Here is a 20,155-nt window from a genome sequence, read left to right as displayed (position 1 = left end):
TCACCGCGCCACCGGCTCGGCGTCGACCTCGTCGTCGACTACCGGTCGGGCGAACTGGGCCTGGTACAGCCGGTGGTACGCGCCGCCGGCGGCGAGCAGCTCCTCGTGCGTGCCCTGCTCGACGATCCGGCCGTCCTCCATCATCAGGATCAGGTCAGCGTCCCGGATGGTGGAGAGCCGGTGCGCGATCACGAAGCTGGTCCGGTCCGACCGCAACGCGGCCATCGCCCGCTGGAGCAGCACCTCGGTACGGGTGTCCACCGAGCTGGTCGCCTCGTCCAGGATCAGCAGCGACGGCTCGGCCAGGAACGCCCGGGCAATGGTGATCAGCTGCTTCTCGCCGGCGCTGACGTTGCTGCCCTCCTCGTCGATCACCGTGTCGTAGCCGTCCGGCAGGCTGCGGACGAACCGGTCCACGAAGGTGGCCCGGGCGGCGGCCAGGATCTCCTCGTCGGTGGCGTCCGGACGCCCGTAGGCGATGTTGTCCCGGATGGTGCCGCCGAAGAGCCAGGTGTCCTGCAGCACCATCCCGATCCGGCCGCGCAGGTCGTCGCGGCGCATCGTGGTGACGTCCACCCCGTCCAGGGTGATCCGGCCGGCGTCCAGCTCGTAGAAGCGCATGACCAGGTTGACCAGGGTGGTCTTGCCGGCCCCTGTCGGGCCGACGATGGCCACCGTGTGACCCGGCTCGGCCACCAGCGACAGGTCCTCGATCAGCGGCTTGTCCGGCTCGTACCGGAACGACACGTGCTCGAACTCGACCCGGCCGCGCGGCTCGCGCACCCGGGCCGGCTCGGCCGGGTCCGGGCTCTGCTCCGCGGCGTCGAGCACCGCGAACACCCGCTCGGCCGAGGCCACCCCGGACTGGAGCAGGTTGGCCATCGACGCGACCTGGGTCAGCGGCTGGGTGAACTGCCGGGAGTACTGGATGAACGCCTGCACGTCGCCGAGGCTCATCGCCCCGGTGGCCACCCGCAGGCCGCCGACCACGGCGATCGCCACGTAGCTGAGGTTCCCGATGAACATCATCGACGGCATGATGATCCCGGAGATGAACTGGGCGCCGAAGCTGGCCTTGAACAGCTCCTCGTTCTTGGCGGCGAAGGCGGCCTCCACCTCCCGCTGGCGGCCGAAGACCTTGACCAGCTCGTGGCCGGTGAACGCCTCCTCGATCTGGCCGTTCAGCTGGCCGGTGTGCGTCCACTGGGCGATGAACTGGCGCTGCGACCGCTTGGCGATCCGCTGGGTGACCAGCACCGAGAGCGGCACCGCGACGAGGGCGATCAGGGCCAGCAGCGGCGAGATCCAGAACATCATCGCCAGTACGCCGACCACGGTGAGCAGCGAGGTGAGCAGCTGGCTCAGCGTCTGCTGGAGGCTGGTCGAGATGTTGTCGATGTCGTTGGTGACCCGGCTCAGCAGCTCGCCGCGCGGCTGCCGGTCGAAGTAGGGCAGCGGCAGCCGGTTGAGCTTGTCCTCCACGTCGGCGCGCAGCTTCTGCACGGTCCGCTGCACGACGCCGCTGAGCAGCCAGCCCTGCCACCACATCAGCAGGCTGGCGGCGAGGTAGAGCCCGAGCGCGAGCAGCAGCACCCGGCCCAGCGCGGCGAAGTCGACGCCCACCCCGGGCACCACGTCCATCCTGGCGAGCATGTCGGCGAAGCTGTCGTTGCCGGCCGCCCGGGCGGCGGCCACGGCCTGCTCGGCGGTGGTGCCCGCCGGCAGTTGCCGGCCGATCACCCCGGTGAAGATCAGGTCGGTGGCGTGGCCGAGCACCTTCGGACCGATCACGCTGAGCCCGACGCTGACCACCGCCAGCGCGATGATCGCGCCGAGGTGGAGCCGGTGCGGCCGGAGCCGGCCGAGCAGCCGCCGCGCGGACGGCCCGAAGTTCATCGACCGCTCGGCGGGCATCCCGGCGCCCATCCAGCCGGGGCCGCGCTGCCCGCCGCCGGGCAACCGCTTCGGCGTCGGCCCGTCGGCCGCCGGCTTCTGCGCGGGTACGGCCGCCCGGGCCCCCTGCTGCTCACTCGTGCCGACGCCGGCCTGCGGTTCGGCCGCGCTCTGCCGGGCGACTCGCTCGTTGCGCTCGCTCACGCCGGCACCTCCGCCGTCTGCTGGGAGGCGACGATCTCCGCGTAGGTCGGGCAGGACTTCAGCAGCTGTCCGTGTCGGCCCACCCCGACCACGCCCCCGTTCTCCAGCACGATGATCTGATCGGCGTCGACGATCGTGGAGACCCGCTGGGCCACGATCACCACGGCGGCGTCGGCGGTGACCGGCCGCAGCGCCGCCCGTAGCCGCGCGTCGGTGCCGAGGTCGAGCGCGGAGAACGAGTCGTCGAAGAGGTAGATCTCCGGCCGGCGGACCAGCGCGCGGGCGATCGCCAGCCGCTGCCGCTGTCCACCGGAGACGTTGGTGCCGCCCTGGGCGATCGGTGCCGCCAGCCCTTCCGGCATCGCGGCCACGAAGTCCCGGGCCTGGGCGATCTCCAGCGCCGCCCACAGTTCCGCGTCGGTGGCGTCCGGGTTGCCGTAGCGCAGGTTGCTCGCCACCGTTCCGGTGAACAGGTAGGGCCGCTGCGGCACCAGGCCGATCCGCCGCCACAGCTCGTCCGGTGCCAGCTCGCGCACGTCGACCCCGTCGACCAGCACCGCGCCGGCCGTGACGTCGACCAGCCGGGGGATCAGCGACAGCAGGGTGGTCTTGCCCGCGCCGGTGCTGCCGACGATCGCCGTGGTGGTCCCGGCGGTGACCCGGAACGAGACGTCCCGCAGCACCGGCTCGGCCGCGCCCGGGTACTGGAACCGCACCCCGCGCAGCTCCAGCTCGCCCCGCGTCGGCACCTCGGTGACCGGCGCCGCCGGGGGCAGCACCGACGAGTCGGTGTCCAGCACCTCGACGATGCGCTCCGCGCCGACCGCCGCGCGCGGGACCATCATCAGCATGAAGGTGGCCATCATGACCGCCATCAGGATCTGCATCAGGTACTGCAGGAAGGCGGTCAGCGCGCCCACCTGGATCGCCCCGGCGTCCACCCGCTGCGCGCCGAACCAGAGCACCGCGACGCTGGAGACGTTGAGTACCAGCATCACCACCGGGAAGACCAGCGCCATCAGCCGGCCGGTCTGCAGCGCGGTCGCGGTCAGGTCGGCGTTCACCGTGGCGAAGCGGCGCGTCTCGTACGGCTCGCGGACGAACGCCCGGACCACCCGGATGCCGGTGATCTGCTCGCGCAGCACCCGGTTCACCGCGTCGATGCGGGTCTGCATGAGCCGGAAGCCGGGCACCATCCGCCGGGTCACCAGCCCGAGCGCGACGGCGAGCACCGGCACGCTGACCAGCATCAGCCAGGACAGGCCGACGTCCTCGCGCAGCGCCATCACCACGCCGCCGACGCTCATGATCGGTGCGGCCACCAGCATGGTGCAGCTCATCAGCACAAGCATCTGCACCTGCTGGACGTCGTTGGTGTTCCGGGTGATCAGCGACGGCGCTCCGAACCGGGCGACCTCGCGGGCCGAGAACCGGTTCACGTGCGTGAAGACCGCGGCCCGGACGTCCCGGCCGAAGCCCATCGCGGTCCGCGCGCCGAGGTGCACCGCGCCGATCGAGCAGACGATCTGCGCCAGGCTGACCAGCAGCATCCAGCCGCCGGTACGCAGGATGTAGTCGGTGTCGCCGCGGGCCACGCCCAGGTCGATGATGTCGGCGTTGAGGCTCGGCAGGTAGAGCGAGGCCATGGTGCCGACGAACTGCAGCAGCACCACCGCGGCGAGCGCCCGGTGGTACGGGCGCAGCTGGTCGCGGAGCAGTCGGATCAGCACGCCGGACCTCCCGGCAGGCCGGCGCGGCCCGGCCCGGACGGTTCCTCCGCGCTACCGATGACCTCGAGCAGGAACTCGCGGATCACGGCGGCCTTCGCCGGGTCGGCGTCGACCGAGGTGAGCGGGGGATTGGACTGGATCAGGCTGGTCAACGCCCCCAGCCGCGCCCGGCCGGCGTCGGTGATGGCGAGCCGGATGCTGCGCCGGTCGCTCTCGTCGCGCTGTCGCTCGACCAGCCCGTCGCGCTCGAGGGTGTCGATGATGCCGGTCAGGGTGGCCGGCCGGACGAAGCAGCGTTGGGCGACCTCGCCGTGCGGCAGCGCGCCGTGCTTGTCGAGCGTCATCAGCGTGACCATGCCGGCCTGGGTGAGGTTGAACTGCTCCGCCAGGAGGCGGTTCCACCGCTGGCTGACCACGTGGCCGGCGACCACCAGGAGTCGGCCGATCGGTACGTCGTGAAGGGTGACCAGATGCACGAGGGTATGTTAGCCCCCTGATTGTCAGGCCCCAAACGAAATTGCCGCGGCCGCGCCGACGAACACGACCTGGAGTGCGGTGCGCGGCCAGAGCGGGGTCACCGGCTTGCCGGCGAGGGTGAGCCCGCGCCGGGCGGCGGAGACGTTGGCCGGGAACATGGCGAGCATCAGCACGGCCAGCCCCGCTGCCGCCCAACCGGCGGTGGCCGGCACCAGCAGCGCCGCCGCGCCGGCCAGTTCCAGCACGCCGGTGAGGGTGACCAGCAGGTCCGGCCGGGGCAGCCCGGGCGGCACCATCGCGATCAACCCCGACCGCCGTGGCTCGGCGAAGTGCGCGAAGCCGGTCAGTACGAACATCAGGGCCAGCCCGACCCGCAGCGCGGGGTGCCAGCCGTCGAGCGCGCCCACACCCAGCAGGCCGGCCAGCCGGGCGAGCGCGGTGCCGGCGACGAGCGCGATCAGCGGAGCCATCGATACCTCCCAGGAAACCAATCTTGTCGCCGACAAGATTGCCCTCGCGGGCGTCATCTTGTCAATGGCAAGTTAGGATTCCGGGATGACCGGCACACGTGGCTACCATCACGGCGACCTGCGCCGCGCCCTGCTCGCCGCCGCTGTGGAGGCGATCGAGGAGTCCGGCGTCACCGCGCTCAGCCTGCGCGACCTGGCCCGTCGGGCCGGCGTCTCGCACGCCGCGCCGGCGCACCACTTCGGCGACAAGGCCGGGCTGCTCACCGCGCTCGCCGTCGAGGGCTTCGACCTGCTGGCCGCCCGGCTGCACGGGGCCGGCGGCGACCTGCTGGAGGCCGGCGTCGCGTACGTCGACTTCGCGGTCGGGCACCGCGCGCACTTCGAGGTGATGTTCCGCCCGGAGCTCTACCGGGTGCACGACGCCGAGGTGCGGGCGGCGCGGGAGCGGGCCGGCGCAGCGCTCAACTCGGGGGTGGCGGCGCTGCCCGCCCGGCCGGGCGCCGACCCGGGGCAGGACGCCCTGGCCGCCTGGTCGATCGTGCACGGCTTCGCCACGCTCTGGCTCTCCGGGGCGCTGCCGGAGCGCGTCGGCGGCGATCCCCGGGAGGCGGCGCGGGTGGTGATCCGCCGCCTCTTCTGGTGACCGCCGCCGACCGTCAGGCCGCTCACCAACTGGTGGGCAGGGGCATCCCCTCGGTGTAGCCGGCGGTGCTCTGCACCCCGACGACGGCCCGCTCGTGGAACTCGGCGAGGTTGCGCGCCCCGGCGTAGGTGAAGGCGCTGCGTACCCCCGCGATGATCTCGTCGATCAGGTCCTCCACGCCGGGCCGGTTCGGGTCCAGGTACATCCGGGCCGAGGAGATGCCCTCCTCGAAGACCGCCTTGCGGGCCCGGTCGTACGGGCTGTCGTCGGCGGTGCGCGCGCTGACCGCCCGCGCCGAGGCCATCCCGAAGCTCTCCTTGTAGCGCCGGCCGTCCGGCTCGGTGTAGAGGTCGCCGGGCGACTCGTAGGTGCCGGCGAACCAGGAGCCGACCATCACGTTCGACGCGCCCGCGGCCAGCGCCAGCGCCACGTCCCGCGGGTGCCGTACGCCGCCGTCGGCCCAGACGTGCCGGCCCAGGTCGCGGGCCGCCGCCGCGCAGTCCAGCACGGCGGAGAACTGCGGCCGGCCCACCCCGGTCATCATCCGGGTGGTGCACATCGCACCCGGTCCGACGCCCACCTTGATGATGTCCGCACCGGCCTCCACCAGGTCGCGTACGCCCTCGGCGGTGACCACGTTGCCGGCCGCCACCGGCACCGCCGGGTCCAGCTTGCGGACCGCCCGCAGCGCGGAGATCATGCGCTCCTGGTGCCCGTGCGCGGTGTCCACGACCAGCGTGTCCACCCCCGCCTCCAGCAGCGCCGCCGCCTTGCCGGTGACGTCCCCGTTGATGCCGATCGCCGCCGCGATCCGCAGCCGGCCCCGGTCGTCGACCGCCGGCTTGTAGAGGGTGGCGCGCAGCGCGCCCTGCCGGGTGAGCACCCCGACCAGCCGCCCGTCGGCGTCCACCACCGGGGCGAGCCGGCGCCGGCCGGCCGAGAGCCGGTCGAAACCGGTCCGCGGGTCGGCGTCCGCCGGTACGGTGTGCAGCTCCGTCGACATCACGTGGCGCAGCTGGGCGAAGCGGTCGACGCCCACGGTGTCCGCCTCGGTCACCACGCCCAGCGGCCGGCCCGCCGGGTCGACCACGATCACCGCGCCGTGTGCCCGCTTCGGCAGCAGGTGGATCGCGTCGCCCACGGTGTCGGTCGGGCCGAGCGTGATCGCGGTGTCGTGCACCAGGTGGCGCTGCTTGACCCAGGCGACGACGTTCGCCACCACCTCGATCGGGATGTCCTGCGGGATCACCGCGATGGCGCCGCGCCGGGCCACCGTCTCGGCCATCCGGCGTCCGCTCACCGCTGTCATGTTCGACACCACCAGCGGGATGGTGGTGCCGGTACCGTCACCGGTGGCCAGGTCGACGTCGAGCCGCGAGCCCAGGTCGGAGCGGGCCGGCGCCATGAAGACGTCGTTGTAGGTCAGGTCGTGCGCGGGGACCGCGCCATGAAGGAACCGCACCCGGCAATCATCCGTGACCACCGGTCGGCCCGCCCCCGGTGGTCACGGAAAACACCCTCGCCCACCCCCGGGGTAGGGCCGGCGGTGCGGTCGGCGGCGGTCAGCCGAGCAGCAGCGCGACGGCGAGCGCGGCCATCACGGCGGCGATCACGCCGTCCAGCAGCCGCCACGCGACGGTACGGGCGAGCAGCGGGGCGAGCCGGTGCGCCCCGACGCCCAGCGCGGTGAACCAGACGATGCTGGCCAGCGCGGCGCCGACCCCGAACAGCCAGCGGTGCGGGTGCTGCTGGGCGATCCCGCCGAGCAGCAGCACGGTGTCCAGGTAGACGTGCGGGTTCAGGTAGGTGAAGGCGGCGCAGGCGAGCAGGGTCGCCCGCAGCGTGGCCGGTGGGCGTTCGGTGGGCAGCAGCGCGCCCGGACGCAGGGCCCGGCGGGCGGCCAGGGCGGCGTAGCAGAGCAGGAACGCGGCGCCGCCCCAGCGGATCGCGGTGAGCAGGACGGGCCGACCGGTGACCAGGGTGCCGACCCCGGCGATGCCCGCCGCGATCAGCAGCGCGTCCGAGGCGGCGCAGGTGAGGACCACGGGTACCACGTGCTCGCGGCGCAGCCCCTGGCGCAGGACGAAGGCGTTCTGGGCGCCGATGGCGACGATCAGCGCGATGGACATGGAGAACCCGGCGACGGCGGAGGTGAGCACGGCACGACGCTAGAGCCGCCGCCGAACATCAGTCCAGCTAAACGTTCTGAGGCGGCTTAAGCTGAACTTATGAACGGCCTGGATTCGGCGCAGTTGCGTACGCTCGCTGCGGTGGTCGCCGAGGGCAGCTTCGAGGCGGCGGCCCGGCTGCTGCACATCACCCCGTCCGCGGTCAGCCAGCGGGTGAAGGCACTGGAGGAGGCCGTCGGCCAGGTGCTGGTCCGGCGTACCCGGCCGTGCGCGGCGACCGAGGCGGGCCGGCCGCTGCTGCGGCTCGCCGGCCAGCTCGCGCTGCTGGAGCGGGAGGCGTTGGCCGACGCGCGGGGCCCGCTGACCGGCGGTGGCCGCACCCGGGTCGCCGTGGTGGTCAACGCGGACTCGCTCGCCACCTGGTTCCCGGCCGCGCTGGCCCGGCTGCCGCAGCGGTCGGGCCTCTTCTTCGACCTGCGCCAGGACGACCAGGACCACACCACCGAGCTGCTCCGGGACGGCTCGGTGACCGCGGCGGTCACCGCCCAGCGGGAGGCGGTGCAGGGCTGCCGGGTGATCCGGCTCGGCGCGATGCGCTACCAGGCGCTGGCCACCCCGGAGTTCGCCGCGGCCCACTTCGCCGACGGGCTCACCGCGGCGGCGGTGACCACGGCGCCGCTCGTGGTCTTCGACCGCAAGGACCGGGTGCAGCACCGGTTCCTGCGCGCGGTGACCGGCCGGCCGCTGGAGCCGCCGGTGCACTACGTGCCGTCGGTGCCCGCCTTCAGCGAGGCGATCCGGCTGGGGCTCGGCTGGAGCCTGGTGCCCGAGCAGATCGCCGCCGCCGACCTGGCCACCGGGCGCTGCGTGGACCTCGCGCCCGGCCGGCACCTGGACATCCCGCTCTACTGGCAGCACTGGCGGCTGGAGTCGGACGTGCTGAACGCCCTCACCGCCGCCGTCCGCGCGGTGGCCGCCGAAACCCTGCGCTGACGCCGCCGGCCCGAGTTTCAGGCGATGGTGCAGATGGTGGCGCCGGCGGTGATCACCGCGCCGACCTCGGCGTTCAGGCCGCTGACCGTACCGGCCTGGTGGGCGTGCAGCGGCTGCTCCATCTTCATCGCCTCCAGCACCACGACCAGGTCGCCCTCGGCCACCGTGTCGCCGTCGGCCACCGCGATCTTCACGATGGTGCCCTGCATCGGGGAGGTGAGCGAGTCGCCGCTGGCCGCCGTACCGGCCTTGGTCCCGCCGCCGCGGCGGGCCGGCTTGCGGGCGGCGGGCGCGGCGGTGGCCGTACCCCCGCCGAGGCCGGCGGGGAGGGTGACCTCCAGCCGCTTGCCGCCGACCTCGACCACGACGGTCTCCCGCTCGGCCGGCGCCTCGGCGGCGCCGGCGGTGGCGGTGAAGGCCGGGACGGTGTTGTCGAACTCGGTCTCGATCCACCGGGTGTGCACGGTGAACGGTTCGGCGGTGAACGCCTCGTCCCGCACGACCAGCCGGTGGAAGGGCAGCGCGGTGGCCATCCCCTCGACCACCATCTCGTCCAGCGCCCGGCGGGCCCGTTCCAGCGCCTCGGTACGGGTCTCGCCCGTGATGATCACCTTGGCCAGCAGCGAGTCGAAGTTGCCGCCGATCACGTCGCCGGCCGAGATGCCGGTGTCCACCCGCACGCCGGGGCCGGTGGGCAGCCGCAGCGCGGTGACCGTGCCCGGGGCGGGCAGGAAGTTGCGGCCCGGGTCCTCGCCGTTGATCCGGAACTCGATGGAGTGCCCGCGCGGGGTCGGGTCCTCGGTGAACCGCAGCTTCTCGCCGTCGGCGATCCGGAACTGCTCGCGGACCAGGTCGATGCCGGCGGTCTCCTCGGTGACCGGGTGCTCCACCTGAAGGCGGGTGTTCACCTCCAGGAAGGAGATGGTGCCGTCCGCGCCGACCAGGTACTCCACCGTGCCGGCGCCGTGGTAGCCGGCCTCCCGGCAGATCGCCTTGGCGCTGTCGTGGATCTGGGCCCGCTGCGCGTCGGTCAGGAACGGCGCCGGGGCCTCCTCGACCAGCTTCTGGTGCCGGCGCTGCAGCGAGCAGTCGCGGGTGCCCACCACGATCACGTTGCCGTGCTGGTCGGCCAGCACCTGCGCCTCGACGTGCCGGGGCTTGTCCAGGTAGCGCTCGACGAAGCACTCGCCCCGGCCGAACGCGGCGACCGCCTCGCGGGTGGCCGACTCGAACAGGTGCGGGATCTCCTCCATGGTGCGGGCCACCTTCAGCCCGCGCCCGCCGCCGCCGAAGGCGGCCTTGATGGCGACCGGCAGGCCGTGGTCGACGGCGAACGCCATCACCTCGTCCGGGCTGCCGACCGGGTCGGGGTGCCGGGCACCAGCGGCGCGCCGGCGCGCTGGGCGATGTGCCGGGCGGTGACCTTGTCGCCGAGGTCGCGGATCGCCTGCGGGGTGGGGCCGATCCAGGTGAGCCCGGCGTCGATGACGGCCTGGGCGAAGTCGGCGTTCTCGGAGAGGAAGCCGTAGCCGGGGTGCACCGCGTCGGCGCCGGCCTGCGCGGCGACCGCCAGCAGCTTGTCGATCCGCAGGTAGCTCTCGGCGGCGGTGTCCCCGCCGAGGGCGTACGCCTCGTCGGCCAGCGTGGCGTGCAGGGCGTCCCGGTCGGAGTCCGCGTAGACCGCGACGCTGCCCAGGCCGGCGTCACGGCAGGCGCGGATGACGCGTACGGCGATCTCGCCGCGATTGGCGATGAGTACCTTGCGCACCTTGGGGGCTCCTCCCGGGTGGTTACTGACCGGGAGTGTATCGGCCACTCTGACGGCCCTAACGATCGCTCAGTGTGGGATGCCGCACTGTCCGGAGGGGCTTTAGTCAAACTTGTTTATTACGCTTGACCGGTGTCTGCCACCCGAATGATGATCCTCGGCCTGGTCCGTTGGATGCAGCCGGTGCACGGCTACGACGTCCGCCGCGAACTGCTGAGCTGGAGCGCCGACAAGTGGGCCAACGTGCAACCGGGATCGATCTACCACGCCCTGCGCAAGCTGACCGAGGAGGGGCTGCTGCGCGAGGTGGCCACCGAGCAGGTCGGCGGCCGACCGGCCCGCACCACCTACGAGGTCACCGCCAAGGGTGAGGACGAGTTCGAGACGCTGCTGCGCGGCCAGTGGTGGCACGTGCACCAGCAGCCCGACCCGTTCCTGGCGGCGTTCTCCTTCCTTCCCGCGCTGCCGCGGCAGGAGGCGGCGGCGGCGCTGCGCAACCGGGCGAACCTGATGCGGGCCAGCGCCGAGTCGACGCGGGCGTCGCTGGAGTCCGACTGGATCCGGGTCAGCAAGCCGGCGCACGTGGCGTGGATGTTCGAGCTGTGGGTGGCTCGATCGGAGGCCGAGGCCACCTGGTGCGAACAGATCGCCGAGCGGATCGACTCGGGTGTGTCGTACCTGCCTGATGAGGTGGCCGAGGCGGAGGGTTGGAACGGGTGGCGGGAGAGCGGGCGCGCGGGCCGCGAGCCGACAGCCGAATAGTCAACGTTGACCACAAGAGCTATATCGCGTTAGCCTTTCGCGGTACACGGGGGAGCGCGCCGTCCAGCGTCCGTCCCCAAGGGACAGCCGGCCGGCCGCCGCCGGCCCGGACGACCAGGAGCAGAGATGATCGAGACCAGAGGGCTGCGGAAGTCGTTCCGCTCCCGGGCGGGTCGGGAGACGAAGACCGTCGAGGCGGTGCGCGGGGTCGACCTGCAGGTCGCGGAGGGCGAGATCTTCGGCTTCCTCGGCCCGAACGGCGCCGGCAAGACGACCACCCTGCGGATGCTGGCCACGCTGATCGAGCCGGACGGCGGCGAGGCCACCATCGCCGGCGCCGACCTGCGCAAGGACCCGGCCGAGGTGCGCCGCCGGATCGGCTACGTGGCCCAGGGCGGCAGCACCTGGGACGAGTCCACCGCCCGCGAGGAGTTGGTGCTGCACGCCCGGATGTACGGCATCGGCAAGGCCGAGGCGCACCGCCGGGCCGTCCGCGCCCTGGACGCCTTCCAGCTCAGCGAGTACGCCGACCGCAAGTGCAAGACCTACTCCGGCGGCCAGCGCCGGCGGGTCGAGATCGCCCTCGGCATCATCCACGAGCCGAAGATCGTCTTCCTGGACGAGCCGACCACCGGCCTCGACCCGCAGAGCCGGGCGCACATGTGGGACGAGATCCGGCGGCTGCGCACCGAGGGGATGACCGTCTTCATCACCACCCACTACCTCGACGAGGCCGACGCGCTCTGCGACCGGATCGCGATCATGGATCACGGCGAGGTGGTCGCCGAGGGCACCCCGGCCGACCTGAAGCGTGAGATCTCCGGCGACGTCGTGCTGCTCGGGCTGGACGTCGCGGCCACCCCGCAGGCCGCGCAGCTGCTCGACAGCGAGCCGTACGTCAACAAGCTGGAGACCGCCGACGAGGGCGGGCTGCGGCTCTACGTCGACGAGGGGGCCACCGCCATCCCGCAGATCCTGCGCCGGGTGGACAACGCCGGCCTGGCGCTGAGCTCCATCGAGCTGCACCGGCCCAGCCTCGACGACGTCTTCCTCACCAAGACCGGCCGCTCGCTGCGCGAGTCCTGACCCGAGACCCGGAGAGACCTCATGAAACTCGCCCGTGACACCTGGCTGATCTTCCAGCGCCAGCTCCAACTGCTGCTGCGCAACCCGGTCTGGGTCTTCGTCGGCGTCTTCCAGCCGGTGATGTACCTGCTGCTCTTCGCCCCGCTGCTCAAGCCGGCGCTGAACGCACCCAGCCAGGCCGAGGCCTACAAGATCTTCGTACCCGGCCTGCTGGTGCTGCTGGCCATCTTCGGTGGCCTGTTCCAGGGCTTCGGCCTGATCGCCGAGCTGCGCGCCGGGGTCATCGAACGCTCCCGGGTCACCCCGGTCAGCCGGCTGGCCCTGCTGCTCGGCCGCTCGCTGCGCGACGTGGTGTCGCTGATCGTGCAGGCGGTCATCATCACCCTGCTCGCCCTCCTGTTCGACCTGCGGGTCTTCATCGGCGACCTGCTGCTGGCGTACCTCATGCTCGCCCTGATCGCGCTGATGACCTCGGCCGTCTCCTACGGCGTGGCGCTCAAGGTCAAGAGCGAGGACGCGCTGGCCCCGCTGATGAACACCGTGGCCCAGCCGGTGCTGCTGCTCTCCGGCATCCTGCTGCCGCTCACCTTCGCGCCCGGCTGGTTGCAGGGCATCGCCGACTGGAACCCGTTCTCCTGGGCGGTCGACGGCACCCGCGCCCTCTTCGCCGGCGACCTCGGCGACGACAAGGTCTGGCAGGGGCTGAGCATCATCGCGGTGCTGGCCGCCGCCGGGGTGGTCTGGGCCGCCCGGCAGTTCGCCCGCAGCGTCCGTTGACCCGAGAGTTGCCTCTCACCACCGGCGGGGTACCGGTCGAGCGCTTGTAGCGTAAGGCCGGTGCCCCGCCTCACCCGTGACCGCATCACCTGGCTGACCTACGCCCAGCTGGGGCTGTGGGGGTTCTTCCTCTACGGGTTCGGCCCGGTCGTCCCGCTGCTCCGCGACGAGCAGGGCACCTCGGCCGCCGTCGCCGGCCTGCACAGCACTGGCATCGCGGTCGGTGCGCTGGCCGGCGGAGCGCTCTTCGCGCCCCTCGCCCGACGGTTCGGCCGAGGGCCGGCCACCTGGCTCGGCCTGGTCGGGGTGGCCGTCGGTGTCGCCGCCCTCGGCACGTTCCGCGCCCTGCCGGCCACGATCACCGCGGTCGCGCTCATCGCCACCTTCGGGATGATGGTGATCAGCGGGGTCAACGTCGTGCTCACCGCCCGGCACGGCCCCGCCGCGCCGGCCGCGCTCACCGAGGCCAACGCCGCCTGCGCCGGCATGGGCATCCTGGCCCCGCTGGTGATCGGCGCCAGCGTCGACGCCGGCTGGGGCTGGCGACCGGCGATGGCCGTCGAGGTCGGCCTCATCGCGCTGGTCGCGCTCGCCGCGCTGACCTTCCGCGTACGCCCACCAGCCGCCGACGCCCGCGCTGATTCCGTCCGGACCGGTTCCGGCGTCCGGGCCGGCGTCGGCGCCCGCGCTGTGTCCGCCGTCCGCGCTGATTCCGCCGTCCGGGCCGGCTCCGCCGTCCGGGCCGGCTCTGGTGTCCGGGCCGGCTCTGGTGTCCGGGCCGGTTCCGGCGCCCGGGCCGGTTCCGGCGTCCGCGCTGGCGGCGAGGCGGACCGGCGGCTGCCGCGGGCGTACTGGATCGCCTGGGTGCTGATGGCGGTCACCGGCTCGATCGAGGTGTGCCTGTCGCTCTGGACCGCCGACGTGCTCCGTTCCCACGCCGGCATGACCGCCGGCGCCGCCTCGGCAGCGGTCGCGGCGATCGTCTGCGGGATGTTCCTCGGGCGGCTGCTGGGCGGCCGGATCGCGCTCCGGTACCGGCCGGTGCCGCTGCTGCTCGCGGCACTGGCCGTGTCGCTGACCGGGTTCACGGTGTTCTGGGTGGCCCCGATCGGCTGGCTCGCGGTCGCCGGCCTGGTCGTGCTCGGTCTCGGCAACGCCCTGCACTACCCGCTGGCCATCTCGATCGCGCTGGCGGTGGCCGGGCCGGCCGCCGACCGGGCGGCGGGCTGGGCGTCGTACTCGATGGGGGTCGGCTTCGGCATCGCGCCGGTGGCGCTCGGCTGGGTGGCCGACGGGGTGGGCCCGCACCTGGCCTTCCTGCTGGTGCCCGGCTTCATCGCGGCCGCCGTGCTGCTCGCCGTCCGCCTCGGCCGCGCGCTCCGCGCGCAGCACCCGGCCGACCAGCCGCCGCTCCCGGCGACCGCCGTCTCGGCTTGATCCACACGGAGGTCGGCGTTGATCCACACCGTTTCCGGGATGTCGGGGTGTCCCAGCGTCGCGGACACCCCGATATCGCGTATCCCGTGTGGATCAATCAGCGGCCCAGGGCGCGGTGGTCAGTGCACCCGCGCCAGGGTCAGTCCGTCGGCGACCGGCAGCATCACGGCGTCCACCCGGACGTCGGCGAGCACCTCGTCGTTGAACGCGGCGATCGCCCGGTCGTCGGCGTTCTGCGGGGCGATCACCCGGCCGCCGCGCAGCACGTTGTCGACCGCGATGACGCCACCCGGGCGCATCCGCGGCACCAGCTCGGCCCAGTAGATCGGGTAGCCGGTCTTGTCGGCGTCGATGAAGGCGAAGTCGAGGTAGCGCTCGTGCGGCAGTTCGTGCAGTCGGTCACCGGCCGGCCCGATCCGCAGCTCGATCCGGTCGGCCACCCCCGCCCGGTCCCAGTAGTGCCGGGCGATGCCGGTGTACTCCTCCGAGATGTCGAAGCAGGTCAGCCGCCCGCCCTCGGCCAGCCCGCGGGCGATGGCCAGCGACGAGAGCCCGGTGAAGGTACCGACCTCGACCGCCTGCCGTACGCCGAGCAGCCGGGTGAGGAAGGTCAGGAAGGCCGCCTGCTCCGGCGCCACCTGCATCTGGGCGTGCTGCGGGAGCACCGCCCGGGTCTCCTCGGCCAGGTCACGCATGATCTCGTCGGGCGGCGAGCCGTGCCCGACCAGGTAGGCGTGCAGCTCCTCGGTGAGCGGGATCGACTTGGTGGTCATGCCGGCGACGCTAACCGAGCGGTTCGACCGTCTGGTTGCCGGGCGCGACCTTCGTCCACAGATCGGTGATCCGGCAGTCCAGGTCGGCGAGGAGGCGGCGCAGCAGCGGCAGGCTGAGCCCGACGACCGTGCCCGGGTCGCCCTCGATCCGCTCCACGAACGGCCCGCCCAGCCCGTCGATGGTGAACGCGCCGGCCACCGCGAGCGGCTCGCCCGTGGCCACGTACGAGGCGATCTCGTCGTCGCTGATGTCAGCGAAGTGCACGGTGGTGGAGGCGACCGCCTCGGCCCGCCGGCCGGCCACGATGTCGATCAGGCAGTGCCCGCTGTGCAGCACGCCGCTGCGGCCCCGCATCCGCTCCCAGCGCCGAGTCGCGTCGGCCGAGTCGGCCGGCTTGCCGAGAATCTCGCCGTCGAAGGCGAGGACCGAGTCGCAGCCGAGCACCAGCGTCCGCTCGTCGTCGGTCGGCCGTAGCCGGGTGAGCACCGCCTGGGCCTTCAGGCGGGCCAGTTCCAGGCACAGTTCCTCGGCCCGGTCGGTGACGACGAGAGACTCGTCCACCCCGCTGACCAGCACGTCCGGCTCGATGCCGGCAGCCTGGAGGCTCTTGCGACGGGCGGGGCTCGCCGAGGCGAGCACGAGGCGAAGTGGCGCGGCGTCTGACACGTCGCCGACGTTACCGGCCGCCTCCCCGGGGCGGTGACTCTGGCCGAAAGCCGCGCGAGGCGACTGGATGCTCGCGTTGGCCCGACATCACTGAGTACCACCCACCGTCAGGGTTGCGGGAACTCCAGCGATGCAAGGATCTCTGCGCGCCAGTCTGCGAAACGTTCCCTTATCGCTGGCAGAGCAGATGTGGGCAGACCGTAACAGTCGAAATCGGCGTCGGTGACCTGGTCGAGCGACCCCAACGCGGCTGCGAACGCGGCAGGGTCAAAGCCGGGGTCGGCTGCTGAGGCCAACTCCAGAAGACGCTTCCGGGAGTATCGACCACTGGTCAAGGCCACGTCGACATCGAGGAAATCGCGTGCCTCTGCCCGGCCATAGAGAGCGCACATCTTGTTTGCCACGGCATCGTCGGGGTGCAGCACAGGCCCGACCGCCAGCGTCACGGGAGGGTGCGCTCGCCAGTCGGCCGACATCTCCAACTTGTCCGGCTCCTCTTCTGATCCTTTCTGATCCTCAAGGAGCAACCGGGCGAAGGTGTCATTGCGGATGACAGTGCTGACCAGGTATCCGTGCTCGGTGAGTGCTTGGACGACTGCGTCGACCGCCTCGGGAAAATCGTTTCGCAGTTGCCAGGCGGTGAAGAGGTCGACATCACCGCTCAAACGGTCACCCATGCCATGGGCGCTGACGGCGTATCCGCCTGCGAGAGCGAACCCATACTGACCCGATGCCGTGAGTGCTATCTCGGCGATCCGCTGATGTCGGCGCAGCATCAGGTCAGGCTGCCGTTTGGCGGCGACGGCGCAACTCCGGGAAGCGTTCTTCCCAAGCGTGCCGCACCGCGGGAGGCAGCCAGATGGATGCCCAGAGCCCAGTCAAGATGCGTTTGTTGACGTAGGTATGCAATTCATCCTGGTTTGCTGCCTCGTTCAGAACCGTTCGGTAGAGATCGACGATCCTGCCGGGCTGCGTCAGGTCATAGTGAGCACTGCCCGACCACTTCAAGTGTCGGGGTAGGTGCACTACACCTGTCTCTGGGCCACGAAGCAGATCCAGGCGATCGGGCACCACGATCGGTTTGGCGTAGCCCCGTGGAGCTGAGTTCCTGCCGGTCACCGCGTCCTCCTTAGCGCTGGCTCCCAGGCTAACGTCGTAGCGTGGTCAGCGGTACATCCGCGCCGGTTCGGTGCGGGGGACTGGCCTTCCCGTTTCACCAGGTGGGCGTCAGCGGCTGATCCGGGGCGGTGGGTCGTCCCGCCTACGCCGTCGCGCGATCAGCACCCACGCCACACCCGCTGCCACCAGCACGCCGAGGGTTATCCACCCACGCACGACGGAGCCAGGGTTGCCGTCGTCGCTCGGCTGACCGGCCGCCGTCGTGCTCGAGGCTCCGGCAGCCGGCGCGCTCGCCGTCGCCGATCCGAAACCCAGCGGCGGTACGTCTGCCGTCAACGCCGCCACCAGGTCGATCACCCCGTGGCCGTACTCGTCGTCGCGCCCGGGCGGCCCCTTGTCGATGGCGGTAGCCGTGAGTCGATGCGCCACCTCCGACGCGGGCAGGCCGGGGAACCGCGACCGAATCAAAGCAACCGCCCCTGCCACGATGGCAGTTGCGCCCGACGTGCCTTCACCCTTCGAGTACTTCCCGTCGTAGCTGGTGCTGTAGATGTCTACGGCGGGCGCAACGACATCAAGCTCCGCTCCCGCCACGGAGAACTTGGCGTGCTCGCCGTTGCGATCGATGCCTCCAACTGCTATCACCCCCGGTTGATTCGCGGGGTATCCGACAGCTTGGTTTCGGGGACGGTTGCCTACGCCAGCAACCACGACCACGTCGGAGGCTATGGCGCGTTGCACGGCCTGACGTAGAGGGGCGCTACTAGAACCGACCGAGGAGATGCTAATCACCCCAGCGCCATGATCGACTGCGTAATCGATTCCCTGCGCCAGAGCGTCCGGCTCGCCTTCTCCGTTGGGTGGGGAGTCGAAGATGGGAAGTATCTTGGCTCTTGGGGCTATGCCGAGCGCTCCGACCGAACCCCCTTGTCCATGTGCGGCAATCAATCCAGCCATTGCAGTCCCATGGCTATCTAGATCGCGGCGGCCGTCGCCGCCACCGCCGGGAATGATGTCGGTGCCTGGTAGCAGATTGTTGCGAAGGTCGGGATGCGGATCCACTCCGGTGTCGGGTACTGCAACGGTCACTCCCTCGCCTTCGCTCAGTCGGTGTGCCCGACTTACCTCCAAATAGCCCAGGTGCCACTGATCTCTGCGAACCCTGTCAGCGCCGTCGCCTAGAGGTGAAAGTTGCGTGGATTGGGCTGAGGCTGGTGTTATAAGCGTTACGGCTATCGCCGATGCAATAAAGAGTGTGGCTATTCGCGAGCTGGTATGCGGAGTCACCGATTGAGACCGATTGCCGGGCCAGGGTCGATCGGCCCATCGTCGTCGGGTGGCAACACAACCGGATTAACGCCCTGATCCGTTTCCCACGGACGGTCGGGATCCCAGTGGCGCGGTTCCGCCCCAGCTTGATCCCGGTGCTCGGGTCGAACCTCGCGCTTGCCCGCAGCGGTCATGCCGGGAATGCCGCCTAGATTCGGCGCGCCCCCCATGGGGGCGACTCCATGTATTCCGAAGCTCCTACCGCCGCCTGGGCGTGAACCCGCACCTCCCGTAGGTGCGGTACCGGCGCCCCCGCCTCCGATGATGCCGCCGATCGGGTTGACACGCCGTGGCTGGCCGTTACTTCCAGCGGGCTGAGCGAGCCCCATGCCAGGCGCGCCTCCGATCAAACCACCAGGTGGCATTGGGCGAGGCGAGGCCGGCGGGGATGCGTGCGGCACAGTGTTATGGCCCCCGCTCGGTAGGGTCCCGGGCCGGGGCAATCCAGGTGGGGTAAGCCGATTTCTCGGGGTTGGCGGAAGCGTCAGCGACACTCCGACGCTAGGCGTTGGGTGGGGCGAGCCGGGGGTTGGTGGGCTCGGAAGGGCTGGGTGGGTTGGCGTGGGCGCCAGCGCCGCGCTAGCACCACCGAGGACTGGTCCAGGTCCGGACGTTGAGGGTGCAGGCAGCTGTTGAACCAGCTTCGGTTGCGTCGGCGAGGGGGCCTTGGCCGAGATTGGCACCGGCACAACTGGGGGGATTATCGGCGGCGGTGCACTTGCCCCGCCGTAAATATCTGGATTGTCGGATTGGATCGGAGGACGTGCTGGCGGGGGCTGGCGGAGCATTACTTGGGCGTGTTGGAGTTCGCTGCTGAGGCCGTACATGATGCCGCGCGCCTGGACGTTGAGCCGTTCCAGGTCGGCGTCCGTCACCGGCTGGTCCGGCACCCGGCTGCCCATGGCCGCCTTCGGGTCGGCGGCCGTCGCCTCGTACGCCCGCTTCTGCTGGAGCTTGACCGCCCACTCCTCGTACACCTTCTCCAGCTCCGCCCGGCTGCTGCCGATGGCCTCGGTGGCGGCGGAGAGCGCCGTGTAGTTGGCGATGGCGGCGTCGTGCGTGCGGCGTACCTTGTCGATCAGCTCGTCCAGCTCGCGCAGGTAGGCGCGGGCGGCCTCGTTGGTCTCCGGCGGCCATGCCTCGGCGAGACCGCGCCGGTACTCCTGGAGCCGGGCCAGGTGGGTCTGGGCCAGGTCGCAGACCTTGCGCCAGCCGGCGACCTGCTTCCAGTGGTTGGTGGTGTCGTGGTCCTGCAGGCAGGCCCACATGCTCGCCACATCCATCAGGTGCCAGTCGGTGAGGCCGGAGGTGCGGCCGCTGCCCCGTTCGATCACGGCAGCACCACCGGCCCGCTCTCCGGCCCGGTGGGGTCGCCCAGCACCGGCGGGGGAGCGGTCGGCGCGATCGGGCCGGGCGCAGCGAGCGCCCGTTCGACGTCGGCCACCCGGGCGGAGGAGAAGGCGTCGGAACCGCTGTACTGCTCGGCGACGGTCCCGGCGGCGGCGGCAAGGTGCCCGGTGACGCCGCCGACGCCCCAGACCAGGTCGGCGGTGGCCTGCTGGGTCTCGTGGTGGGCGCGCAGGAAGTCGACCAGCTCGATGAAGGCGTCCGCCGGGTTGGGCACCTTCGCCGTCATGTCCTCGGCGATGTACGACAGGTGCGGTGCGTAGTTGCGCTCCACCTCGGCCTGGAGCCGGTCGGCGAACTCGCGCATCTTGCGGATGTCGGCCTCGATGCCGCCGTAGCCGCGGAGCCAGGACGCTGGGCGGTCCTCCTCAGGGATCATCGGCCCTCCCTACCTGTTACGGCTCGGTTTCCCTGAGTGAGGTTAATGGCTGCGCGACGACGGCGGCAGCCCCAAGGCCACGGACATCCGTCATCCGGCCTCCGGATCACCG

The 20,155-nt window shown here is 71.7% G+C and carries 19 protein-coding genes and 1 pseudogene; 7 read left to right on the top strand and 13 right to left on the bottom strand.

What is annotated here, in order from left to right; translation table 11 throughout:
• From GA0070609_RS24995 to GA0070609_RS24980, 4 genes are all read right to left on the bottom strand, one after another.
• Positions 1 to 1,914: an ABC transporter ATP-binding protein gene (locus tag GA0070609_RS24995; RefSeq protein WP_172899548.1), complete on the bottom strand. Its 1,914-nt coding sequence runs from the start codon at positions 1,912 to 1,914 to the stop codon at positions 1 to 3.
• Positions 1,915 to 2,093: 179 nt separating this feature from the next.
• The gene (locus GA0070609_RS24990) at positions 2,094 to 3,827 is read right to left on the bottom strand and encodes an ABC transporter ATP-binding protein (protein WP_088996047.1); all 1,734 of its coding nucleotides are present in this window, start codon (positions 3,825 to 3,827) and stop codon (positions 2,094 to 2,096) included.
• Positions 3,821 to 4,303: a MarR family winged helix-turn-helix transcriptional regulator gene (locus tag GA0070609_RS24985; protein WP_088996046.1), complete on the bottom strand. Its 483-nt coding sequence runs from the start codon at positions 4,301 to 4,303 to the stop codon at positions 3,821 to 3,823. The genes GA0070609_RS24990 and GA0070609_RS24985 overlap by 7 nt, the downstream gene beginning before the upstream one ends.
• 24 nt (positions 4,304 to 4,327) lie before the next feature.
• Entirely contained in the window at positions 4,328 to 4,774 is a 447-nt protein-coding gene (locus tag GA0070609_RS24980) for a DoxX family protein (protein ID WP_088996045.1), read from the bottom strand.
• A gap of 85 nt (positions 4,775 to 4,859) precedes the next feature.
• Between GA0070609_RS24980 and GA0070609_RS24975 the strand changes: the two genes are divergently transcribed.
• Positions 4,860 to 5,417 (top strand): TetR/AcrR family transcriptional regulator, encoded by a 558-nt coding sequence (locus GA0070609_RS24975; RefSeq protein WP_088996044.1) that lies wholly within the window; start codon positions 4,860 to 4,862, stop codon positions 5,415 to 5,417.
• 22 nt (positions 5,418 to 5,439) lie between these two features.
• Here the strand turns inward: GA0070609_RS24975 and GA0070609_RS24970 are convergent, their stop codons facing one another.
• Both GA0070609_RS24970 and GA0070609_RS24965 read right to left on the bottom strand, forming a co-directional pair.
• Entirely contained in the window at positions 5,440 to 6,879 is a 1,440-nt protein-coding gene (locus tag GA0070609_RS24970) for a GuaB1 family IMP dehydrogenase-related protein (RefSeq protein WP_088996043.1), read from the bottom strand.
• 100 nt (positions 6,880 to 6,979) lie between these two features.
• Positions 6,980 to 7,576 carry a LysE/ArgO family amino acid transporter gene (locus GA0070609_RS24965; RefSeq protein ID WP_088996042.1) on the bottom strand — a complete coding sequence of 199 codons (597 nt, stop codon included), beginning with the start codon at positions 7,574 to 7,576 and terminating at the stop codon, positions 6,980 to 6,982.
• 69 nt (positions 7,577 to 7,645) lie between these two features.
• Between GA0070609_RS24965 and GA0070609_RS24960 the strand changes: the two genes are divergently transcribed.
• A complete protein-coding gene (locus GA0070609_RS24960; protein ID WP_088996041.1) occupies positions 7,646 to 8,539 on the top strand; it encodes a LysR family transcriptional regulator ArgP in 894 nt (297 codons plus the stop codon).
• Positions 8,540 to 8,556: 17 nt separating this feature from the next.
• On the opposite strand, the pseudogene GA0070609_RS24955 reads toward GA0070609_RS24960, so the two are convergent.
• Positions 8,557 to 10,307, bottom strand: a pseudogene (locus GA0070609_RS24955) (acetyl/propionyl/methylcrotonyl-CoA carboxylase subunit alpha).
• A gap of 147 nt (positions 10,308 to 10,454) precedes the next feature.
• On the opposite strand from GA0070609_RS24955, the gene GA0070609_RS24950 reads away from it, so the two are divergent.
• The 4 genes from GA0070609_RS24950 (at position 10,455) to GA0070609_RS24935 (ending at position 14,369) form a co-directional block, all read left to right on the top strand.
• A complete protein-coding gene (locus GA0070609_RS24950) occupies positions 10,455 to 11,069 on the top strand; it encodes a PadR family transcriptional regulator (protein ID WP_088996040.1) in 615 nt (204 codons plus the stop codon).
• A 126-nt stretch (positions 11,070 to 11,195) separates the two neighbouring features.
• A complete protein-coding gene (locus GA0070609_RS24945; RefSeq protein ID WP_088996039.1) occupies positions 11,196 to 12,155 on the top strand; it encodes an ATP-binding cassette domain-containing protein in 960 nt (319 codons plus the stop codon).
• Positions 12,156 to 12,176: 21 nt separating this feature from the next.
• On the top strand, positions 12,177 to 12,932 hold the full coding sequence (locus tag GA0070609_RS24940) for an ABC transporter permease (protein ID WP_088996038.1): 756 nt from the start codon (positions 12,177 to 12,179) through the stop codon (positions 12,930 to 12,932).
• Between the two features lie 60 nt (positions 12,933 to 12,992).
• Positions 12,993 to 14,369: an MFS transporter gene (locus GA0070609_RS24935; RefSeq protein WP_088996037.1), complete on the top strand. Its 1,377-nt coding sequence runs from the start codon at positions 12,993 to 12,995 to the stop codon at positions 14,367 to 14,369.
• 119 nt (positions 14,370 to 14,488) lie between these two features.
• Here the strand turns inward: GA0070609_RS24935 and GA0070609_RS24930 are convergent, their stop codons facing one another.
• From GA0070609_RS24930 to mycP, 5 genes are all read right to left on the bottom strand, one after another.
• The gene (locus GA0070609_RS24930; protein WP_088996036.1) at positions 14,489 to 15,142 is read right to left on the bottom strand and encodes an O-methyltransferase; all 654 of its coding nucleotides are present in this window, start codon (positions 15,140 to 15,142) and stop codon (positions 14,489 to 14,491) included.
• A 10-nt stretch (positions 15,143 to 15,152) separates the two neighbouring features.
• A complete protein-coding gene (locus GA0070609_RS24925) occupies positions 15,153 to 15,809 on the bottom strand; it encodes a Maf family protein (protein ID WP_088996035.1) in 657 nt (218 codons plus the stop codon).
• Between the two features lie 107 nt (positions 15,810 to 15,916).
• On the bottom strand, positions 15,917 to 16,585 hold the full coding sequence (locus tag GA0070609_RS24920) for a nucleotidyl transferase AbiEii/AbiGii toxin family protein (RefSeq protein ID WP_088996034.1): 669 nt from the start codon (positions 16,583 to 16,585) through the stop codon (positions 15,917 to 15,919).
• A 4-nt stretch (positions 16,586 to 16,589) separates the two neighbouring features.
• Complete coding sequence (locus GA0070609_RS24915) at positions 16,590 to 16,928, bottom strand: hypothetical protein (RefSeq protein ID WP_088996033.1); 339 nt, start codon at positions 16,926 to 16,928, stop codon at positions 16,590 to 16,592.
• A 108-nt stretch (positions 16,929 to 17,036) separates the two neighbouring features.
• The gene (gene mycP, locus GA0070609_RS24910) at positions 17,037 to 18,191 is read right to left on the bottom strand and encodes a type VII secretion-associated serine protease mycosin (RefSeq protein ID WP_408630678.1); all 1,155 of its coding nucleotides are present in this window, start codon (positions 18,189 to 18,191) and stop codon (positions 17,037 to 17,039) included.
• An 891-nt stretch (positions 18,192 to 19,082) separates the two neighbouring features.
• On the opposite strand from mycP, the gene GA0070609_RS35060 reads away from it, so the two are divergent.
• A complete protein-coding gene (locus tag GA0070609_RS35060) occupies positions 19,083 to 19,295 on the top strand; it encodes a hypothetical protein (protein WP_157748294.1) in 213 nt (70 codons plus the stop codon).
• Positions 19,296 to 19,587: 292 nt separating this feature from the next.
• Here the strand turns inward: GA0070609_RS35060 and GA0070609_RS24900 are convergent, their stop codons facing one another.
• Positions 19,588 to 20,043, bottom strand: coding sequence for a hypothetical protein (locus GA0070609_RS24900; protein WP_088996031.1), 456 nt, complete (start codon positions 20,041 to 20,043; stop codon positions 19,588 to 19,590).
• Positions 20,044 to 20,155: the final 112 nt, after the last annotated feature.

The organism is Micromonospora echinaurantiaca (assembly GCF_900090235.1).
GTDB classification, from domain to species: domain Bacteria; phylum Actinomycetota; class Actinomycetes; order Mycobacteriales; family Micromonosporaceae; genus Micromonospora; species Micromonospora echinaurantiaca.
This window is presented reverse-complemented; position numbering and strand designations above follow the sequence as displayed.

Bases quoted from the DNA above. Each gene is read 5' to 3' on its own strand.
- GA0070609_RS24995 (WP_172899548.1), bottom strand. From the start codon at position 1,914: ATGCCCGCCGAGCGGTCGATGAACTTCGGGCCGTCCGCGCGGCGGCTG.
- GA0070609_RS24980 (WP_088996045.1), bottom strand. From the start codon at position 4,774: ATGGCTCCGCTGATCGCGCTCGTCGCCGGCACCGCGCTCGCCCGGCTG.
- GA0070609_RS24975 (WP_088996044.1), top strand. From the start codon at position 4,860: ATGACCGGCACACGTGGCTACCATCACGGCGACCTGCGCCGCGCCCTG.
- GA0070609_RS24960 (WP_088996041.1), top strand. From the start codon at position 7,646: ATGAACGGCCTGGATTCGGCGCAGTTGCGTACGCTCGCTGCGGTGGTC.
- GA0070609_RS24950 (WP_088996040.1), top strand. From the start codon at position 10,455: ATGATGATCCTCGGCCTGGTCCGTTGGATGCAGCCGGTGCACGGCTAC.
- GA0070609_RS24945 (WP_088996039.1), top strand. From the start codon at position 11,196: ATGATCGAGACCAGAGGGCTGCGGAAGTCGTTCCGCTCCCGGGCGGGT.
- GA0070609_RS24940 (WP_088996038.1), top strand. From the start codon at position 12,177: ATGAAACTCGCCCGTGACACCTGGCTGATCTTCCAGCGCCAGCTCCAA.
- GA0070609_RS24930 (WP_088996036.1), bottom strand. From the start codon at position 15,142: ATGACCACCAAGTCGATCCCGCTCACCGAGGAGCTGCACGCCTACCTG.
- GA0070609_RS24920 (WP_088996034.1), bottom strand. From the start codon at position 16,585: ATGCTGCGCCGACATCAGCGGATCGCCGAGATAGCACTCACGGCATCG.
- GA0070609_RS35060 (WP_157748294.1), top strand. From the start codon at position 19,083: ATGATGCCGCGCGCCTGGACGTTGAGCCGTTCCAGGTCGGCGTCCGTC.
- GA0070609_RS24900 (WP_088996031.1), bottom strand. From the start codon at position 20,043: ATGATCCCTGAGGAGGACCGCCCAGCGTCCTGGCTCCGCGGCTACGGC.